Source organism: Methanosarcina sp. DH2 (assembly GCF_020804225.1).
Classification (GTDB): Archaea; Halobacteriota; Methanosarcinia; order Methanosarcinales; family Methanosarcinaceae; genus Methanosarcina.
Window position 1 is genome coordinate 185,142 of sequence record NZ_WJBI01000002.1, and the last position, 22,019, is coordinate 207,160.

The following is a 22,019-nucleotide window of genomic DNA, read 5'->3' on the forward strand; positions in this document are numbered from 1 at the left end:
ATATTATTTGAAACCACCCTGTACCGGACTATTTCCAAACCTTATTCCCTACCCACTTGAAAAAGTAAAGCTCCTGCAACGCCAGTTAGCAGATCTTAGAAAAGTAGTAAGATTGTAGTAAGATTGTGTAAGACTGTAGTAAGATTGTAGTAAGATTGTAACTGAGTATTCCTGTTTTCTAAAGTTCTATAAAAATAAAGTTTTACTTGAAAATTCAAACTTCGGGCTACTGCCTGTTTTATTTCATTCAGGTTAATAATAATAAATATCCGAGAAACGTATTTTTATTATGCGTCTGGTTCAGGTACTCATACCCAATGGAAAAAGAGACTCAGTGCTGAAAACTCTCGATGCCGAAGAGATTGATTATGCAGTTTGGAACGAGACCGGAAGAGGAGACTTTGAAGCTCTTGTTGAGTTCCCAATCCCTCCGGTTGGAGTCGAACCTGTGCTTGAGAAACTGCGCAAAGCAGGAGTCAGCGAGGATACTTACACAATTGTCCTGTCACCGGAGATAGTAATTTCAAAGCGGATCGATGCCCTTAAAAAGCGCTACCCTGACCAGCGCATTTCCAGAGAAGAGCTTATCACACGTGCACAGGACCTGGCACCTCCTGCCTCTACGTATATTGCTTTTTTAGTGTTGAGTACGGCTATTGCGACTGCCGGGCTTTTGCTTGATTCGGCTGCTACAATAATAGGGGCTATGGTCATAGCTCCCTTAATGGGACCTGCGATCTCCGCAAGCGTAGGGACAGTTGTTTACGACCGGAAACTTGCTGCCCGCGGATTAATGCTGCAGGTGACAGGCCTTTTGCTGGCAATAGGAGTAGCTGCCCTGATAGGCCTTATGGTCAGGGAATTGAACCTGATGCCACCAGGATTTGATATCCGTGGGATCTCACAGGTATCCGAACGCACAAATCCGAACTTCCTGTCTCTATTTCTTGCTCTAGGGTCAGGTATTGCAGGAGCCATCAGTATAATAAGAAATGCAGGATCTGCCCTCGTAGGAGTTGCCATTGCAGCTGCCCTTGTCCCTCCTGCAGCGACTTCGGGGCTGGGATTTGCGTTTGGGCTCCCGGCAGTGGCAATCATTTCAGCTGTCCTGATGCTGGTGAACGTGCTTGCGATCAATATTTCTGCGCTTGTCCTGTTCTGGCTTGCAGGCTTCAGGCCCTCAAGGTCTTCGGCTGTAGACCATGCCCGAAAGGCTGTGATATCGCACACAATGGTTCTATTAATTGCAATCGCTATACTTTCAAGCGTCCTCGGACTTGTGACCTATGTTTCCTCACAAACTGCGCTTATGGAACAGCAGGCAAAAGCAGAAGTATCGGTGATGCTTAACGAATCCGAGTATTCGGAAATGAGACTGGTCACTGAAAGCGTAGATGTCGAGTACAGACCTGCAGACCTGATCCTGAATGAGCCTGCAAGAGTAACTGTTATCCTATACCGCAGTGCGGAGCAGGAACTTCCCCAGGGCATAGCCCAGAGGATCGACGACCACCTGACAGAATTCACAGGCAGAGAAGTTCGGGTCAGGGTTGGGTTCATAGAAGCGCAGCAGACCACTTAAATTCTCCCGGAACCGCAGATGGAAACGCAGATAGAACCGCAAATAGCTCTTACCAGGTCCAGAGTAAGTCTCACAACCTCTTCAATTTTGTCTACGGAAATGAAGTCAACCCTGTCATCTGCCGTATGAAATAGTTCATAAGTGCCTGTAGAACTTATTGCCATACTCGGGACCCCTTTCATCCAGAAAAAAGTATGGTCGCCTGCAGGCCAGGGTTCTACCCGAATAACCCCGGGATATTTATTTTTTAAATCCAGTGCAGCATTAACAAATTCTTCCGGGCACCCAAAAAACGCAATATTATTAGTCGAGGAATAATGTCCGATCCCATCGATATTTATTGCAGTGGCTATGTCTTCGAAGTTCTGCAGGTTTTTTTCCAGATACAGCATTTCTCCCAGAGCATAATATTCTTCCCCGTTAAAAGCCACAAATTCAATATCGAAAGGAAGGTTTTCATCCTTCAATAACTCATTCTTCAATAACTCATCTTTCAATATTTCTTTTTTCAATATTTCGTCTTCCAATAACCCGTCTTTCAATATTTCATCCTTAAAAATCTCTTCACCGGCTAATTCTGTAATAATCAATTCTGCAACTGTCAGGAGCGCTGCAACCTCGGCCCCGTTATCAGCAGCACCATCGGTCCCATATTTGGTGTCAAGGTGTGCGCAGAGGACAAGCTTTCCTTTTCCGTTTTTACCGTATTTTCCCACAACGTTTGCAGCACTGCCGGCTTCAAATTCGCTTTTTACGGTTAATTTGAGCTTTTCCCCTGAATTTTTCAATAACCTCATGCCGTCAAGGCTTGAAACCGTAATCGAAGGTATTTCGAAGTCCCAGTCCTCTATAATCGGGACAGGATTTATTGCCCTATGGCTTACAGCAACGATAGCAAGTGGCTCTTTTGCTTCCAGAAGCCCTATTATTCTCTTATGCTCATCAGGGTTGTACACGTTATTGTTTTTGGCAGCTAAAGGCGCCTGTGTAAGTTCTCCATAAATTACTGCAATCCTGTCCCTGAAATCCCCGTTTTCCAGTTCGAAAACATTGCCTGCTGCCGTAAACTTTGCTTCAACCCCGCAGGAAGTTGAGTATGTATTGACAACAGCTGGAACCTTTTCTTCCCCGCAGAATAGTTCGACTTTTTCACACTTCCAGCTTTTACAGGCATATTCCTGCTTCTCTACCTGAAGCCCGAGTTCTTCAAATACGCCTGATATATATGATTCAGCCCTGTGGTTGTTTAAAGTTCCAATAGGTCTGCTCCCGATTTCGCGGCATAATTCGTGTAAGTGCCTGGTTATGATTGGCTTGTAGTTTTGCATGTTTTGTCCTCTTTTCCATTTTGGCTTTCAGGACTGAGGAGGAAGGGACTTTTAAAATAAATAACTTTTTAATTGGATCGTTAGTCTGTTTGAGTTTGAATCCCCAGAAAAAACAGCTCTTAAAAACAAGGATTTAATAGAGAGAAGATAATATACCAAACAATTTAAAACCGTCAAAAACCCTGATTTTCTTGTATTTATAAAGGGTTTGATAATTTTCCAGCAAGAATTTTAGCCCTGAAAAAGGGCTCGTTTAAGGCATTTTCTAGCCAAATAACGGAAATCTTTGCCCTATTCGAGAGCAAGATCCACTAAAACAAGGATTGAAACTCTGGCTACTGCTGTTTATTTTCTTCTTCTACAGAATTCGAGAGCAAGATCCACTAAAACAAGGATTGAAACCCGAATATATGAAACGGAGTATGAACCAGTCCGAAGCATTCGAGAGCAAGATCCACTAAAACAAGGATTGAAACAACAGTTGTATATCTCACAGCTCTGGGTCAGATTGAAATTCGAGAGCAAGATCCACTAAAACAAGGATTGAAACCCGTGTGCTGTCCAACGAGAGAAAACCCGTCATAGATTCGAGAGCAAGATCCACTAAAACAAGGATTGAAACCAAAGTCTGTTTTCCGGAAAGTCGCAGTGAACCGAATTCGAGAGCAAGATCCACTAAAACAAGGATTGAAACAACTTACCCGACGTCGAATTACCGATAGATCCATACATTCGAGAGCAAGATCCACTAAAACAAGGATTGAAACTTCAGTCAATCTCACCGTGTCAAGTGACAACGGTATTCGAGAGCAAGATCCACTAAAACAAGGATTGAAACTAGTCCAGTGAATATCTGTAGTTCCTGTTTTTGATTATTCGAGAGCAAGATCCACTAAAACAAGGATTGAAACTTTCTTTCGAAGGGGATTAATTGCCCGGAGAATTCCAATTCGAGAGCAAGATCCACTAAAACAAGGATTGAAACTTTTTGGCCTGGGAGGGCTGGCTATAGGGTCTTATATATTCGAGAGCAAGATCCACTAAAACAAGGATTGAAACTCCTCTACCTCCAGCGATACCGCGAAAACCTTAAGCGATTCGAGAGCAAGATCCACTAAAACAAGGATTGAAACCTTACACGTAAGCTATTTATACTCTTATGCATATTCATTCGAGAGCAAGATCCACTAAAACAAGGATTGAAACCCTGCCGGAATTGTCCTGATGTCGGAGTATAAGGAGTAATTCGAGAGCAAGATCCACTAAAACAAGGATTGAAACTTATTGCTGCCCCTGCATTCCAGAAATTCGAGCCATTCGAGAGCAAGATCCACTAAAACAAGGATTGAAACAAATTATAAATCTCTATGTTCGAACCGCCTGATTTTATTCGAGAGCAAGATCCACTAAAACAAGGATTGAAACACGTTGATCCTCTCTGGTACAATCCTGCACTTGATGATTCGAGAGCAAGATCCACTAAAACAAGGATTGAAACTTTTCTATCAGGGTGTTGTGCCAGCCCTGGACCGTGATTCGAGAGCAAGATCCACTAAAACAAGGATTGAAACGTCTTCCGGTGTTTGGCAAATCAGGGTATGCAACTGATTCGAGAGCAAGATCCACTAAAACAAGGATTGAAACTTTTCATGGTTGATTGAGACCAGCCCACTCTCCCACATTCGAGAGCAAGATCCACTAAAACAAGGATTGAAACCAGGTCATGAGAATATTCATAGCCTGCCATGTCTATTCGAGAGCAAGATCCACTAAAACAAGGATTGAAACTTTACAGCATCGTACCTTTCCGGACCACATTTACCGAATTCGAGAGCAAGATCCACTAAAACAAGGATTGAAACTTTTCCAAAAGTTGACCTGCTGAAATTGCATCTGATTCGAGAGCAAGATCCACTAAAACAAGGATTGAAACATAATCATAATCGGGGGGCTTTAAAGATGTGCGAAAAATTCGCGAGCAAGATCCACTAAAACAAGGATTGAAACTCACATCTGATATCGGCAAGGGTACAATAGAAATAGGCGCACACGACTCATTCGAGAGCAAGATCCACTAAAACAAGGATTGAAACTGTGGAAACATGTGTCCTAACACCAGCAAATAGAATTCGAGAGCAAGATCCACTAAAACAAGGATTGAAACTGATTATGTAGGAAATGACGTTCTTGAAGTATTCGGATCCGCGAGCAAGATCCACTAAAACAAGGATTGAAACAGAGAATAATTGTCGAGAACGGAGAGTAAAAACAATATCCGCGAGCAAGATCCACTAAAACAAGGATTGAAACCAATTCACTCGGCGATGGCATACGAGCGGAAGGAACGATCCGCGAGCAAGATCCACTAAAACAAGGATTGAAACTCAAAATCTGCCCGATCTGCAGGAAGAAAACATCCGCGAGCAAGATCCACTAAAACAAGGATTGAAACTATTTTTTCAATATTGCCTCTGATGCTCTCTTTTCTTATCCGCGAGCAAGATCCACTAAAACAAGGATTGAAACGGCACCACAACTGCCCATAGCGGGGAATTGCAAGAATCCGCGAGCAAGATCCACTAAAACAAGGATTGAAACCCTATGATATGTCAGGGATTGAAGTATATAACAACATCCGCGAGCAAGATCCACTAAAACAAGGATTGAAACTCGCTAGGCTTACTAGATCAGACATGCTGCTGAACTATCCGCGAGCAAGATCCACTAAAACAAGGATTGAAACATTTCAAGAGGAAGATTCGGTATATCGAAACTAGTCAAGATCCGCGAGCAAGATCCACTAAAACAAGGATTGAAACCCGATGTCGATTCGTGGTACTTCGCCTGTTGCAACAATCCGCGAGCAAGATCCACTAAAACAAGGATTGAAACTTTTGATCAGGGAAGGGACCTTCAGGTCAAGAAGATCCGCGAGCAAGATCCACTAAAACAAGGATTGAAACAAAAGTATGCAGCAAACGTTCTCTGAAACAAGAGGTTATCCGCGAGCAAGATCCACTAAAACAAGGATTGAAACTTCCTCTATTTTGTGAGCAACTTCTACAATACGTGATCCGCGAGCAAGATCCACTAAAACAAGGATTGAAACTGCTTGTTACCTCTCCGGCTCTGTTTGCTGTGATAATATCCGCGAGCAAGATCCACTAAAACAAGGATTGAAACTATAGAGAAGATGTTCAGGGAATCCAGAAGCGCATAATCCGCGAGCAAGATCCACTAAAACAAGGATTGAAACTGAAAGTGTTCAATCTCAGAGAGGAACACAGAGGCAGATCCGCGAGCAAGATCCACTAAAACAAGGATTGAAACATATCCGTTGAATCCCAAGCCTGGCAGAGTGTCCATATCCGCGAGCAAGATCCACTAAAACAAGGATTGAAACTTATATTAATGGATTTTCGTCTTATGTGAATGGATATATCCGCGAGCAAGATCCACTAAAACAAGGATTGAAACATAGCGTCTACCATGCGCCAAAGGTGCAAATTGTACATCCGCGAGCAAGATCCACTAAAACAAGGATTGAAACTTGTCCCGGTTGGAAAATGGAAATTAGAGGGAGATATCCGCGAGCAAGATCCACTAAAACAAGGATTGAAACATAAGACCAATGATGTTAGGACGGAAAGAAATATCCGCGAGCAAGATCCACTAAAACAAGGATTGAAACTTGATCTTTTTGAAGGGTTGAAATCATTACGTTTAATCCGCGAGCAAGATCCACTAAAACAAGGATTGAAACAAGCATTATGCACAATATATTCGGAAATTATACCCAAATCCGCGAGCAAGATCCACTAAAACAAGGATTGAAACGATGTCTTTGCACTTTGTCCCGGGTGCAATATTTTCATCCGCGAGCAAGATCCACTAAAACAAGGATTGAAACTTTAAAAATATACCAGTTGATTCTGTGGAATAATACATCCGCGAGCAAGATCCACTAAAACAAGGATTGAAACTTCTTTTTTTTGTTGCACGAGAAAAGACGGAGGAAATCCGCGAGCAAGATCCACTAAAACAAGGATTGAAACTACTTTGCTCGCAAAAGTGACAACTTCCGGGCAGATCCGCGAGCAAGATCCACTAAAACAAGGATTGAAACCTTCTTGTGAAATCGGACTACATAGAACTTCAGTGCATCCGCGAGCAAGATCCACTAAAACAAGGATTGAAACTTTAATCCCACGACTATAAAATAATCAGGAGTAGTCGTATCCGCGAGCAAGATCCACTAAAACAAGGATTGAAACGAAAATTTTTTCCAGCCTTACGTGCGCGCGTTACAGAGATCCGCGAGCAAGATCCACTAAAACAAGGACTGAAACTTGCAGTTAACGAGCTAAACAATGGTGATATTCACGAATTATAGTAAAATGACAGCTGACGATTTTGACAGAATTCTTCACACACTTCTTAAAGAAGAAACTCTTCAATCAATAATTAATATTCCAGACGTTCATGAGACAGTATCCAAACATTTCAATAATAATATACTTCTTAACGAGGAAAATCTTCAATCAGTAATTAATATTCCAGATGTTTATGAAATAGTATCCAGACATTTCAATAATGATATACTTGAAGTATGGGAGTATGAGCAGTATATAAAGGTTAAAGAGATTGTAGAAAAAATTGATTTGTGGAATCCTGAAATGCAACGGACCATAGTGCTATTAAAATTACTAAACGAATTAACCGAAGTTCTTTACGGTATTCTGGATATAAAACTGGACAAATATGTTAACCTTAGAGCACTTCCAGTTAGAGAGTTTTATAAAGATGTTGTGGATAAATATTCAGCGTACCCTATCTGGACATGTGATTTTGAAGGATCCTGTCTTGTTGGCACGGAGAAGTTTGAAATCGAACGTATTGATGCAATTATTTACCGCCTTGAGGGTGAGTAAGTGGCACAAGATAAAGAAATTTTAGGGATTCGCGAGCAAGATCCACTAAAAAAGGGATTGAAAAGCTCTTTTTGATACTTTTACACTATACAGTGAAGCTATTCACAGGTAAAAATCAAAATGTTAAAAATATGAAGCTCTTACATCTTTTATCACAAGCGGAATTCCTATAGGATGGCTCATACAGTATAGGAGCAAGCATTTTAATAGAACAGATGGTGGTAAAATTAAAGAGCAGAATAAATTAACTAATCCCGTTTTTAAAATTATCTGGATGATTTCTGTTTTGCAGAAGAAGTTTCCATGGATCTTTAAATATATTTAAAAGCCGTCACTTCATTTTTCCTGAAGTCGATAAGATTTTGAGCTTATTAAAAACGTAATTTAATGCTAACAGTTCATGACTGCTTTTTTCCCCTCTTTTTCTAATTTCCCTTTCTTTTTCTAATTTTCCTCTCCTTTTCTAATTTTCCCCTTTTTTTTCTAAGCCTCTACCAATTTCAGCCTTTTTATTCATTTTTTGCAAAATTCATCGATAATGACCCAAATAAAATATTAACCATTACCGCCTAAATAATACAAAATATATAAGATGTTTTATAAAACTTGAGGAAGTTGTGAATCGGTTGGAAGAGGTTTGATGAGTGTAGTATATACTCTCCAGTTAAAAAACGGTGTTTAGAATGCCCAGTGGAAAAGCTCATACAAAAATAAATATTGCGTTGCTCTTTGGTATATTGCTGAGTTTACATACAAATTATGTACAATCACGTATTCCCCCGGAATATCTTGAATTTGATACTACGGCAATATTTTCATTTGCACTTATATTTGGGACATACTATCTAAGTCCTGACCTGGATATTCAAAGTGAGCCCTTCAACAGATGGGGAATTCTTAAGTATATCTGGTGGCCCTATCAAAAAATTTTTAAGCACCGTGGAAAACTGCATCATCCATTATCAGGCCCCATTATAATTATTTCAACTGTTGGTTTATTCATCATAGCACCAGTTGTTACCCTGTTTAACTTAGACGTAACTAGTATTCCGACAAGATACATTATTTCATTACTGGCTGGAATGGTTATTTCTATTGAAGCACACATAATTTCAGATATGATATACACTAAAGCAAAAAGAAAATCCACAAAAATAAAAAAGAAGCTGAAAAATATTCACAACGCCAAATCATAAACTTCTACTTTTCATATTCCTTTTAACTCCTACGCTTCTTTTTTAAAGAGCGTAATTGGACAGAGATCAAAACTCATGAGAAAACTCCTGAGGACAGATAAATTTATTTTCTAAACTGGAAATTAGATGAAATTTACATGACGAGTTTACATAGTACTTCGTGCCAGGCGGTTTTTAAGGAATAAATGTTTAGAATCATGAAGAAATAAAAAAGAAGATTAATATTATCTCACAAAGGAGAAATACGCTGTAGAATGACAGCCAATCAGTTAACACTATTTATAGCATCTAAATAAACGACATTATCGCATAACTTATTAATTAAGTTTTTTTCGTGGCTTACAACCAGTACTCCAATATTCAGTTCTTTGACTATATCCAGGACTATATTCCAGATCTGAGCCTGAGTAATAGCATCTACCATTGTTGTTATTTCGTCAGCTATCAAAAATTTAGTTTCAGGGCTTAAAGATCTTGCAAGGGCAAACCTTTGAAGCTCACCTCCGGAAAGTTCATTGGGCCACCTGTTAAGCCAGCTCTTTTTTATTCCAAACGAATCTAGAATGTCCTGTGGAACAATATGTCCTTCATTTAAAATATCTTTCATTTTCCATTTAGGGTTTACAGCTTTTTCCGGGTGTTGGAAGACAAGCTGGACCGGGTTATATCCCTTCGAAGGAACTTTTTTTCCGTCAATAATTACATTTCCTTTATGGTTATTTTCGTAACCAGCTAGTATTTTACATAAGGTTGATTTGCCACTTCCGCTATCCCCAATCAGTCCCAATACCTCTCCGCGGTCTACGGATATATTCACATTATTTAAAATCAAATTGTTTCTTTTATATCCGAAACTGATATTCTCGCCTTTAAGACACATTATTGCACCTCACCACTCCTCCGTTGACATCTTTAAATTGAGGAATACCTTTAGAGCAAAGGACATTCTTTTTAGAGCACCTTTCGTAAAAGATACATCCGTCAGTAACTTCGTCCTGCATTGGTTGATGGCCTTTGATTGCCTGGAATTTGTTCTGGGGGAGTGCGTTCCAGAGTGCCCGGGTGTATGGGTGCCTTAAATTTTCACCGTTATTTTTAAAATCTTCAACGTTAGCTACTTCTAAAACCGTGCCTGCATAGAAGACTGCGATTTTATCGGATATTTTTAATGCAGCTTCTATATCATGAGTTATAATTATCACTGCACAGCCTTTATTTGCCATATCTTTGAAGTAGTTCAGGGTTTCATTCAAAGTTTTTTCGTCCAATCCCGGAGTCGGTTCATCTGCAATTACGAGCTTTGCAGAACTAATTACGGCAGTAGAAACCAGGACTCTTCTGGTCATCCCTCCTGAGAGCTCATGAGGAAACATCCTTTCAACATTCGGTTTTAAATCGTATTTCTGGAAAATTTCCCTCTGGACCTTCTTCATTAAGCCCTCATTTTCTTTTTCAACACATCCTATTACCTGATTAGAGACCCTCATTAAAGGGTCAAGATAGGTTGTGGATTGAGGAACCAGGGCTATTTCTTTACCTCTTATCTCTTCTTTTTTTTCCTGAGTAAGTTCCTTACCGTCATATTCAATCCTACCATTAAGTATTGCATTGGAAGGTAAAATTCCTAATATTGCATGTGCAAGAAGACTTTTTCCAGACCCGCTCGATCCAACGACAGCCAGAATCTTTCCACTATAGGCTTCTATGCTCAGATCGGAGATCACTTTTAACTCGGTTTGCCTGAGCCCTGAAGCATATTGAATGAACGATAATGAGAGGTCTTTTACTTTTAACAGGGCTTCAGTTTTCTTATTTTCTTCAGTGCAGATTTTAGCTTTACTTCTCATATTCCCACCTTTATTTTTTCAGCTCTATTTTCATACTCCCATTTTTTAAATCAGAATTCTAAAACGAAATTCTACTTATGGAATCGAAACATTACATATCCCTGAGCCAATTTCTACTGCAGCATCATGGTTGTCAAGCAAGAATTTTCTTCAACGAACCCATCATAGAATGAGTGAAGTTGAGTATAACTCACTCATGAGCTTTTTTTGGATCTATCAATTTTCCCAGGTTATCTCCTATCATGTCAAACGCCAGGACTACAATTAACAGCGATAGTCCAGGGAAAAACGCAAGCCACCAGTATCCGGCTGAGAGGTACTTCATGGACTCAGATAGGATTATACCGATTGCCGGCTCGTGAGGGGAAAGCCCGAAACCAAGGAATGTTACCGAAGCTTCATGCAGGATAGCGTGCGGGAACATTAGAATCGTGCCAAGCAGTATCTGGGGGATAAGGTGAGGAAAGATGTGTTTTGTGGCTATCCACCATCTGGACTTACCAAGGTTTCTGGAGATATGAATATATTCCTGAGTTTTTATCTGTTTAATCTCCACTCTTACGACTCTAGTCAGGCCTGTCCAGTGCGAGAATGCAACTCCAATAATGACCCCTGTTGCTCCTCCTCCCATTCCTATGGAAATAAGGATGATTAAAAGGAGGTGAGGGATTGAAAGAAACAGGTCTACTATCCAGGAGACAAAAGAGTCTGCAGTCTTTCCAGCACTTGAGAGCAGGCCCAAAATTACGGCAAGTATAGTGCTAATTGTAGAAGCAAAAGCTCCTATCATTATGCTTAAACCGAGCCCCTTCACGGTTCTTATAAACATATCCCTTCCCATCCAGTCAGTCCCGAAAGGGTGTTCCGTTGAAGGGCTGAGATTTTTCGAGCTGAAATCGGTCTGTAAGGATTCTTCTCCCAGAGATACGCTGGAAACAACTATTGTAAGCAATAGAAGTGATGTGAGGCCTATCATCAGAAGCGTCTTCTGTCTCAGGTTCAGCCCTCTGAAAACTCCTCTGTTAACCGTTACAACAGCAGTACTCATAATGTTGCCTCCTGCTGCTTTATTCTGGGATCGACAAATTCATAGATAATATCAGCAATCAGGTTTCCGAAAAAGACAAACAGGGCACTGATAATAACTATCCCTAAAAGCAGAGGCACATCAGACCTTAGCCCTGCTGCCACTGCAGCCTGTCCTATTCCGGGGTAGGAAAATACCTGTTCGACCAGGACTGCACCTCCAAACAGTTCGCTGAATCCTAAAAATTGCAGGGTGATGGCAGGAAGTGCGACATTTCTTATTCCGTGCCTTAAGACCAGGTCCAGCTCTTTTTCACCCCTTGCCTTTGCAAATAATACATAATCGCTTGACATGACTTCTATTAATTTTTCCCGGGTAAACATTGCAATCTGTGCTACTCCGAGCAAACTCAGGGTAACTGCAGGGAGAATTAAATGCTGTACCTTATCAAATAAAGTCACATTCCCAGCCGTAACCCCTATGGGAACACCCAGACCTATAGGGAACCACCCAAGGTACACTGAAAATACCATTAGCAGGACTAACGCCAGCCAGAATGTCGGAGTAGCGGCCAGAGTATAACAGTAAGTCTTTATTGCCCTATCAATCCATGTTCCTTTCTTTATTCCGGCTATTATCCCCAGAGTGAAACCCAGAATTCCTGAAATCAGCCATGAAACTGCCATAAGGGTAAAAGAAGCTGCAGACCTTTCTTTAATCACGTCAATAACAGGAATCCTGTAAATTAGAGAAACTCCAAAGTCTCCTTTGAGAATATTTCCTGCCCAGTTCAGGAATTTTTCCTGCGGCGGCGTATTAACTCCCCAGTATTCTTCGAGCATAACTTTGTGCTCTGCGCTCACTGTCATTTCTCCGATATAAGCTCTAACAGGGTCTATAGGCGAGTATTGAATGAGCATGAAACTTACAAAACAGACCACGACCAGAAGACTCATCAACCTGAGTAGTTTTTTCCCTGCAAAGCTCACTATTTTTTCATTATCCAGCACGTTATTCCCTCCTATATGTCTATTATATAACAACCCTATTTTATCCTGAATATAAATATTATGAATAATATCGAAAATTTTCATACTCCAGGATCGAAATAGACTCCTGCAGAATCTTCTTCAATTATCTTCCACTAAATCCTGATCTCAGATAAAAAACAAAATAAGTGATATTTCTAATATCATTTTATTATGATAGAAGTATCACTCATTTTAAGATCTAACCATTTATTTTAAGCCAGTCACTAATTGGAATCGGGTCATTCATTTTTGAGTCGGGACACTTATTTTAGATACGAGTTATTCATTATAGAGCCGGATCACTTACCCGAAGCCGAGCTAGGTGCATCTCTCCTTGTCCATTCGTAGATATTTCCTAAAATATCAGATCCGGAATTCTTTTGTGGAGTTCCCAGATCCAGGGTTTCATCTACCGCGTAAAGGTAATCCATTGTCACCAGCCACAACCATGCTGCATCCCCTGCAGGCCCATACCCGATATTTCCATCATATGCTGCCAGTTGCCAGTATTCTGTAGCCTTATCCTGATCTGCAGCCTTTAAAGCTGATTCCAAATACCCGTCTACAACAGAATTGTTATAAAGGCCTGGATTTCTGTATGTATCATCTGCTTCTTTGCTATGATATTGCAGATATAAATTGAAGGTGTCTACGCTGCTGTAAGCGTATAAAACAGCTGAACTGTACTGATTTGCGTATATTTCATCCCAGTTTGTACCGACAAGATTTATTTTTATACCTAATTCTCTGGCCTGTTCGCTTACAGACACTGAAAGAGCCTGTCTTGTCTGGTCTGCTGAAGAATAGTACAGGTCAAATTCTGCTTCAGTCCCGTTCTTTTCCCTGATTCCGTTCCCGTCATTGTCTTTCCATCCTGCATCATCAAGGATTTTTCTGGCTTCTTCGAGATTTGAACCATTGATTTTAGCGTCAGGGTTCCCAGATTCCCGCTGGTCCACTCCGGTATATTCTATATCTCCTTTTCCGTATAATACTCCTTCAAGTATGGCTTTTCTGTCGATACCCGTGTTTAAGGCTTTTCGAATAGCAATATCTGCTGTTACATTATTGCCTACCGGATCTCCATCAAGGCTTTTTTTACCGGTATCATTCTGCATGGGGAAAGAAACTCCGAATGCCCTTGCCGAGGGAAGCGAGATCAAACCATATCCATCTATAGTTTGGTTTGCATTATTGATTTCGATTTCAGCTATGTCTACTCTTCCAGACTTTGCAGCTGCAAATGCAGTATCTTTATCCAGGAATAACATGGTTATTTTTTTGAAGTACGGCTTCTGTCCGTAGTAATCTTCGTTGAATTCAAAGATCGCCTGCTGCCCTTTGTCCCATTGTACCAGTTTATATGGGCCTGATCCGACAGGTTGGGACCCGTATGTCTCTTTTTTATAGGCATGTTCAGGCACAATTCCAACATATCTGAGCCTCCATATGAAGCTTGACTGGGGCTCTTTCAATTTGAATTCAACTGTAGTATCGTTTATTGCCCTAGCATTTTCAAGGTTACTCATATCCAGCTCAGAATTACTTCCGACTGCCGTATTAAATGTAAACGCTACGTCTTTTGCGGTTAATTTCTCACCATCTGTGAATTTAACATCATCTCTCACATTTACAGTCCAGGTCCTCCCATCAGGACTGACAGAGTAATCAGTAGCAAGGTCACTTATTATACTTCCATCATCAGCGGATTTAAAAAGAGTGCTCTGTATAAGCGGCTCAAAATTCACATGACCTGATCCCCAGCCCAGAAGCGGATCAAATCCTGCTTCTGGCTCTCCTGTATGTGAATATACGTTCACTACCAGTTCATCAGAAGCCTGGGGAGTCGAGTTAACTGGCTTACTGGCTGACATAAAAATAAAAATAACAGCTATAATTACAACTACTCCACCTATCAGGAGATAGGGCTGGGTTTTCTTAATTTAAACTCCTCCTTTTTATTTGATTAAGTTATTAGAGCAGGAACATAGAAGATGATATTTTAAAGACATGAGATAATATTTTTAAAGACATTTATCCTCGATAAATAATATCTTTCTGGATGAAAATACTATTATGTTGTTACGTTTTACTCTAGAATTATGATATTGAATTAAAACAATTTTACTATAAATACTTTCCTAAAAATACGTATTATTAAATATTTTCTCTAATGAATTTGGTAATACTAAATATGCCTTTTTGTAATATTTCCGATTCTAGTTAGTTAAAACTAGTAGACGCTGAAAACGAGTCTACATTTTGATGATTCCGGAAAAATGTGAAAAAAATAGTTGAAAAGAACGGATGAAAAGAACAAATGAAGGAAAAAATGAAAGAATAGATGAAAAGAAAAAAGATGGGAGTTAAAGTAGAAAGTCAGCTCCCTGTTGAGTTTCCTGTGCGTTTCCATTCCAGAATGCTACCAAAGATATCTGCTCCATGGGGCTGTATTTTTGGAGTTCCGATATCCAGGTCTTCATCCATTATATAGACATAATTAATGGTTGCCATCCACATCCAGGAAGCATCCCCTTTTGCGGAGAATCCTGTTGTCCCGTCCCATGCAGCCAGCTGCCAGTTTTTGTTAGCTGTTTCCTGGTCAGGACTGGTTATGGCTGTTCTCAGGCAATTGTCCACAGCAGAATTATTGTACATTATTACGTTATTATGGGTTGAAGGATCGTAGCTCTTACTGTAGTATCTTAAGTATATGTCAGTCGGATCCAGTGATCCATAACCCCAGACATTTGGAGTCGAATAGCAAAGGGAGTAAATCTCATCCCAGCTCTTACCCTCGACTTTAATATTTATACCTAATTTTTTAGCTTCTTCACCTACTGAAACCGCTAATGCCTGCCTTTCCTGTGCATTTGCAGGATATAAGAGGGTAAATTCGGCTTTCAGGCTATTTTTCTCAACAATGCCGTCTTCGTCTGTATCAGTCCAGCCGCCTTCGTTTAAGATTTTCTTTGCTTCCTCTATATCTCCGTCTTCGAAAATAGCTTCCTTATTACCCCAGGGCAGTTTGTCCACGCCTGTGAATTCTTCTTTTCCCTGCCCGTTTAAGGCCCCTTCAATCAGTGCCTGCCTGTCTATCCCGATGTTCAGAGCTTTTCTTATTGCAGGATCAGAAGTCACATCGTTTCCAATTGCGTAGCCGTTTTCGGTTTTTTCTCCAGTATTCGGATTCATGGGGAAGCTTATTCCACGGGCATCTATGGAGTCAAGGGACATTATTTTCATCCCATCTACTTCCTGATTGGCGTAAGAAGCCGGAATTTCAGCCAGGTCGACCTGTCCTGCCTTTGCTGCTGCAAAAGCAGAGTCTGATCCCATAAATAGCATTGTTAACTTTTTAAAGTACGGCTTCTGTCCGTAATAATCCGGATTTGCTTCAAAGATTACCTGCTGCCCTTTATCCCACTGCACAAACTTATATGGGCCCGAACCTATCGGATTGAACCCGTAAGTTTCAGCGTTGTAAGCATGTTCAGGGACAATGCCAAGAGCTACCAGTTTATTGATGAAGGTAGACTGAGGGTCGTTCAACTCAAATTCAACGGTATAATCATCGACTGTTCCGGCCTTTTCCAGCATAGATAAATCCACACTGCTCCCGGCATCTGCTGCCGTGTTAAATGTGAATGCTACATCCTCAGCCGTTAAAGGCACACCGTCGTGGAATTTAACGTCATTTCTTATTTTTACGGTCCACTTTAATCCATCACTGCTAATCGTATAATTTGTAGCTAAATCGTTGATCAGATTTGCCTGGCTGTCCTTTTTGAAAAGAGTACTCTGAACAAGGGGTTCACGACTGTAACCCCACCCGGTAATAGGGTTAAAACCCGTTTCCGGCTCCCCGCCGTGGGTCCCTATAGCTGCTATCAGTTCATCAGACCCCTGAGAACTTACCAGTTCTTCAGACCCCCTGAATACTATTTCCCCGGAAGCCGGGTCAGATGATGAAGAATCTGAAGCAGGTCTGGACATCGAACTGACAACAACAACAGCCGCCATAATTATGATTATTGAGCCTATGAGCAAATATTGCTGGTTTTTCCTAATCTTAACTCCTCCTCGATGTTTATTAGAATTCTGAATTGTTTTGAAAGTGATTCCTGGACCAGTATTGGCTGGAAAGACCGTGTTTGAATAATACATTTATGATTGGAAATGCTGCCAAAGTGTTACTTTTTAATGTAGAATTATGATTAGTTGAATAAAACCATTTTGCTATATATACGTTTCTAAAAAAATGTGTTACTAAGATAATTGCTTTAGATAATTTAGTATTACCAGATCAGAGAATTTATTTTTTATACAGGTTTTTAATTAGCTGCAGCCATCAGACGCTGAAGATAAGTAGAAATTTTGACGATCAAAACAAGGACTGAAACTATATGTTGTTAAAACAAGTCACGTGCACACCAATCTTGACAACGAAAGCGCCTGAATTAGAAATCTACTTTAACAGTTTTAAAAACAAAAGTTTAATAGAAAGAAAAGCATATGTCCAGATGTTTCTAAACCGCCAAAAACTCTGGTTTTCTTGTATTTATAAAGGGTTTGATAATTTTCCAGCAAGAATTTTAGCCTTGAAAAAGGGCACACTTCAAGCCTTTTCTGGCCAAATAACAGAAATTTTTGCCCTATTCGCGAGCAAGATCCACTAAAACAAGGATTGAAACATCTTTCTCTTCACCTGCATGTCCACCTCACCGCTGAATTCGCGAGCAAGATCCACTAAAACAAGGATTGAAACTCAAAGACATTCTCCTCGATCAGGACATTAGTGAAATTCGCGAGCAAGATCCACTAAAACAAGGATTGAAACTGAGCATACCCACTCTCATAAATAGTATTGTTGAGATTCGCGAGCAAGATCCACTAAAACAAGGATTGAAACGTTATAATTGCCATAGATGACTTCTATGAATTTCTATTCGCGAGCAAGATCCACTAAAACAAGGATTGAAACTATAGGATAAAATACTTCTTATGTTTGTAAGTTCATGATTCGCGAGCAAGATCCACTAAAACAAGGATTGAAACTCAGTATCGGCTTCTGTGCCTGAATATGAATGAGATTCGCGAGCAAGATCCACTAAAACAAGGATTGAAACCCTTGACCCAGAGCCAGAGCCTGAACCAGAAGAGCCATTCGCGAGCAAGATCCACTAAAACAAGGATTGAAACCAAATGGGGCAATGGAGTCACAATCGAGTACAACAATTCGCGAGCAAGATCCACTAAAACAAGGATTGAAACATCAAAAAATGGGGGGAAATTATGCAACTGGATATATTCGCGAGCAAGATCCACTAAAACAAGGATTGAAACATTTCCTGTGACATCTCGAAATCAACTAATGATGATTCGCGAGCAAGATCCACTAAAACAAGGATTGAAACAGACATCCATCCCGTCAATCGGCTCATCAAGCGAGCATTCGCGAGCAAGATCCACTAAAACAAGGATTGAAACACATAAAATCTTACAATGTTGATGTTAGCCGATCCATTCGCGAGCAAGATCCACTAAAACAAGGATTGAAACTGATCCCAACAGCATACCCGCGGCAGGCATCGAACATTCGCGAGCAAGATCCACTAAAACAAGGATTGAAACAAGTTTACAGTCGGTCCTTTGGGAGAGAGTTTTCCATTCGCGAGCAAGATCCACTAAAACAAGGATTGAAACGGATTTAATAGGGTTCTGTGTTTCTTCGTTTTTAACGATTCGCGAGCAAGATCCACTAAAACAAGGATTGAAACAGCCCATATCCTCCACCGATCTTAATAGCAGGAGCATTCGCGAGCAAGATCCACTAAAACAAGGATTGAAACCAGTGCAGGCTATGCAGACGAGTATAACGTCACCGTATTCGCGAGCAAGATCCACTAAAACAAGGATTGAAACTTCTCTCGTTGATGTGCCGGTCATTGTGCCTGAAGATTCGCGAGCAAGATCCACTAAAACAAGGATTGAAACTGCGTTGTTCACTGAGGAACAAGTACTTGCAAACAAATTCGCGAGCAAGATCCACTAAAACAAGGATTGAAACAGGGCTCCTGCTCTTTTGTCCTGGTCCTTGTGGTTTATTCGCGAGCAAGATCCACTAAAACAAGGATTGAAACCAAAATGAACAAATTCTCTGTATTCTGTCATTGCGTATTCGCGAGCAAGATCCACTAAAACAGGGATTGAAACCTTCTCCTTCTCCCTTTTACGGCAGATGCCGGAACAGATTCGCGAGCAAGATCCACTAAAACAAGGATTGAAACCTAAATTTCTACAAGCTTACGGGATGGTGATTTAATAATTCGCGAGCAAGATCCACTAAAACAAGGATTGAAACTCTGGTCGCCTTCCTGGATCACAGCTTCAGCAGGAATTCGCGAGCAAGATCCACTAAAACAAGGATTGAAACTTATTTGAGTATGTTTGACCGAGTACAAAATACACATTCGCGAGCAAGATCCACTAAAACAAGGATTGAAACTTGTATCAATAGTGAGAAATTAACGGAAAATATATAATTCGCGAGCAAGATCCACTAAAACAAGGATTGAAACTTCAATGCTATGAATCCGGACGTGCCTGGAAATTGCGTATTCGCGAGCAAGATCCACTAAAACAAGGATTGAAACTGCCTTGCTTCCCACAGGTTAGGAGGGAATGAAACATTCGCGAGCAAGATCCACTAAAACAAGGATTGAAACTGCAGTTATACCGCTTGACCCCGACGATATCAAGATTCGCGAGCAAGATCCACTAAAACAAGGATTGAAACATATACCGGTATGTAACGGTATGTAATGGTAAAAACGGATTCGCGAGCAAGATCCACTAAAACAAGGATTGAAACCCTATTGGTTACCTATTGGTTACCTTCAAGTTCTTTATTCGCGAGCAAGATCCACTAAAACAAGGATTGAAACTCTCACTGCATCCAAAAATTGCTGTAATTGAAACTGATTCGCGAGCAAGATCCACTAAAACAAGGATTGAAACTGTTTGACCTGTGCCCTTATCACCTTAAATGCAACATTCGCGAGCAAGATCCACTAAAAAAAGGATTGAAACATCGACATTGCCCTGCCTCCTCTCCATCTTCTCGGTATTCGCGAGCAAGATCCACTAAAACAAGGATTGAAACATTTTAACAAAATTGTATTCTGCTTCGTCCATTGTTATTCGCGAGCAAGATCCACTAAAACAAGGATTGAACTTAAAGTTCGTCTTCCCCATCACTCGGAGGCAAAATTCGAAAGCAAGATCCCCGGCGATAATTCTCAGTAATTTCAAATGGCGATGAGGTCTATTTTATACTTATCTCAAGACCTTTTATGTTCACAATTCTGTCTATTTCAGACTTGTCTTCACTAAGAATATGGCTTATTTTTTCATGGGCTATATTTACCAGCCAGGGTTTACCATTTTTATAAAAGCTTAAATCCTCGGGAAAATCATGCTGTACCCATCCATATAATGAATTTAAAACCTCTTTTATTATTTCCCTGGCTTCCGGGTTAGTATGGTAATGATAAACATATGCAGTACTTCCGCACTCCAGTTCTGTACCTGCCCATTTCGATTGCTCTTTCATTTCTTCTAAATGTGGTTTTAGCTTTTCCAATACGGATTTAACGTTACCGTTTAGTTTAATTTCTTTGCGTACAACGAGAATAAATTCGTCACATAAATCAAAAGCAAGGTCTACCAAACTCCTGTAAACATCATTTTTGGGCTCGGAATCAATAATAATCATTAAGTTTCCCCTTCGTATAAATTCATTTATAACATCATACTATGCAAATATGACTAAATCATTAATTATTCAAAAAAGTTTTTTAAATATACAGGGATATTCTGGCAAAAGGCAACATCTCTATATAAAATTATTTGGTTATTAAGTACTTAGAGCCTATCCGAAAAGTGGTTACCTGCTGTAACTTTTACATTAGGTAATATGCAAAACCGCAACTGGTACTCTGATATCATAGACCTATTATGGCTTTCCAGCATGCATTACTGACTTTTCGGATAGGCACTTAATTATTAAGTACTTAACTCTTTATCTTTTATATTTATTTTTGCTTGTTCTTATATTGTGTCAAGAAGAAATTCCTCGCTAAAAATCAAAACCAAAATCCTAAAATAACCCCCAAAGTAATTATTTAACAGGGTGGAAAATTATGACCAGCGAAATAGAAACTCCGGAATGTTGTCCCAGATTTGATCCCACGCCCTGGGATGGAAAAATCTTTGAATGGAGCAATAAAAGGTTCATCAAGGATGCGGTTACTACACAATTTTACATGCCTCTAAACTTTGGAGAGGTAATAATGAGGATGAACGAGAAAGTTGCCCGGGCTGGTGCGGAAATGCCTGACTGGCTCTGCCTGTCAGACCATACCTCAGAAAGCAATATGGACCTTTATGTGGCTGTTGATAGAGAAGTGGATGGGGCTGAGAACGTAACATTTAATGGTAAGTTCCTGACCAGAGCCTACGAGGGAAATTTCGAAAACACAGGAGAATGGTGCAGGGACTTCGAAGAGTATGCAAAAGACAAAGGACTTGAGGTTAAAAAATGGTATATGTGGTACACTACATGTCCAGCATGTGCTGAAAAATATGGGAAAAATTACGTTGTTATCGTTGCCGAAGTTTAAAAAAATAGAATGATGATACCGATATTGAGAGTAATTGTAAGAAATAAGTCGCGGAAAACTTCTGTTTCTGGCAGGTGAGAAACTGCCTTATTGAAAGGGTCCAAAAGACAGAGAATCCTTTCAACTCTCTATAAAAATAGAGCCGATTTCCTCCTTAGTATACTTCCTCTACCAGTCAAACTTGACAGGCTCTTTGACCAGCATCAAAACTGCCAGTCAAAAAAGAAAAAAATCTACTTCCGGGACCCCCTTCATTTTTCACACCCTGTAGCCCCGGGCTTCAAGCTAGACTGAATACTCTGAACCTGCAAAGGGCTATCTCAACACCCCCTGAACCGGAAACAAAACGGTAAAATTCTTTTTCACTCCCATCTGGTACATTTTGGATACGAA

12 protein-coding genes and 2 CRISPR repeat arrays are annotated in these 22,019 nt (G+C 40.3%); of the genes, 4 read left to right on the top strand and 8 right to left on the bottom strand.

The features are described from left to right. Window positions 1-289: 289 nt before the first annotated feature. Entirely contained in the window at window positions 290-1,582 is a 1,293-nt protein-coding gene (locus FXV91_RS04770) for a TIGR00341 family protein (RefSeq protein ID WP_229388924.1), read from the top strand. Here the strand turns inward: FXV91_RS04770 and FXV91_RS04775 are convergent. Continuing rightward, on the bottom strand, window positions 1,579-2,910 hold the full coding sequence (locus FXV91_RS04775; RefSeq protein WP_229388926.1) for a M28 family peptidase: 1,332 nt from the start codon (window positions 2,908-2,910) through the stop codon (window positions 1,579-1,581). The two genes, FXV91_RS04770 and FXV91_RS04775, sit on opposite strands and share 4 nt — an antisense overlap. A 293-nt stretch (window positions 2,911-3,203) precedes the next feature. Next, window positions 3,204-7,259: direct repeats of the CRISPR family, unit length 37 nt; unit sequence ATCCGCGAGCAAGATCCACTAAAACAAGGATTGAAAC. A gap of 48 nt (window positions 7,260-7,307) precedes the next feature. Between FXV91_RS04775 and FXV91_RS04780 the strand changes: the two genes are divergently transcribed. Further along, window positions 7,308-7,841 (top strand): hypothetical protein, encoded by a 534-nt coding sequence (locus FXV91_RS04780; protein ID WP_229388928.1) that lies wholly within the window; start codon window positions 7,308-7,310, stop codon window positions 7,839-7,841. A gap of 683 nt (window positions 7,842-8,524) precedes the next feature. Further along, entirely contained in the window at window positions 8,525-9,037 is a 513-nt protein-coding gene (locus FXV91_RS04785) for a metal-binding protein (RefSeq protein WP_229388930.1), read from the top strand. A gap of 265 nt (window positions 9,038-9,302) precedes the next feature. Here the strand turns inward: FXV91_RS04785 and FXV91_RS04790 are convergent, their stop codons facing one another. The 7 genes from FXV91_RS04790 to FXV91_RS04820 all read right to left on the bottom strand — a co-directional run bounded on the left by FXV91_RS04790 (window position 9,303) and on the right by FXV91_RS04820 (window position 20,719). Further along, window positions 9,303-9,917, bottom strand: coding sequence for an ATP-binding cassette domain-containing protein (locus tag FXV91_RS04790; protein WP_229388932.1), 615 nt, complete (start codon window positions 9,915-9,917; stop codon window positions 9,303-9,305). Further along, on the bottom strand, window positions 9,907-10,884 hold the full coding sequence (locus tag FXV91_RS04795; protein ID WP_229388934.1) for an ABC transporter ATP-binding protein: 978 nt from the start codon (window positions 10,882-10,884) through the stop codon (window positions 9,907-9,909). Before FXV91_RS04795 ends, FXV91_RS04790 begins: the two co-directional genes overlap by 11 nt. A 190-nt stretch (window positions 10,885-11,074) precedes the next feature. Further along, window positions 11,075-11,932, bottom strand: a complete 858-nt coding sequence (locus FXV91_RS04800; RefSeq protein ID WP_229388936.1) for an ABC transporter permease — start codon at window positions 11,930-11,932, stop codon at window positions 11,075-11,077. Then, complete coding sequence (locus FXV91_RS04805; protein WP_229388938.1) at window positions 11,929-12,921, bottom strand: ABC transporter permease; 993 nt, start codon at window positions 12,919-12,921, stop codon at window positions 11,929-11,931. The genes FXV91_RS04800 and FXV91_RS04805 overlap by 4 nt, the downstream gene beginning before the upstream one ends. A gap of 320 nt (window positions 12,922-13,241) precedes the next feature. Continuing rightward, entirely contained in the window at window positions 13,242-14,816 is a 1,575-nt protein-coding gene (locus tag FXV91_RS04810) for an ABC transporter substrate-binding protein (RefSeq protein ID WP_229388940.1), read from the bottom strand. 505 nt (window positions 14,817-15,321) lie between these two features. Beyond that, window positions 15,322-16,965, bottom strand: a complete 1,644-nt coding sequence (locus tag FXV91_RS04815; protein WP_229388942.1) for an ABC transporter substrate-binding protein — start codon at window positions 16,963-16,965, stop codon at window positions 15,322-15,324. Between the two features lie 634 nt (window positions 16,966-17,599). Then, a CRISPR array of direct repeats spans window positions 17,600-20,180; the repeat unit is 37 nt; unit sequence ATTCGCGAGCAAGATCCACTAAAACAAGGATTGAAAC. An 89-nt stretch (window positions 20,181-20,269) separates the two neighbouring features. Next, entirely contained in the window at window positions 20,270-20,719 is a 450-nt protein-coding gene (locus FXV91_RS04820) for a stage III sporulation protein AH (RefSeq protein ID WP_229388944.1), read from the bottom strand. Window positions 20,720-21,146: 427 nt separating this feature from the next. Between FXV91_RS04820 and FXV91_RS04825 the strand changes: the two genes are divergently transcribed. Next, window positions 21,147-21,626 (top strand): hydrolase, encoded by a 480-nt coding sequence (locus FXV91_RS04825; RefSeq protein WP_229388946.1) that lies wholly within the window; start codon window positions 21,147-21,149, stop codon window positions 21,624-21,626. The last annotated feature ends 393 nt before the right edge of the window (window positions 21,627-22,019 follow it).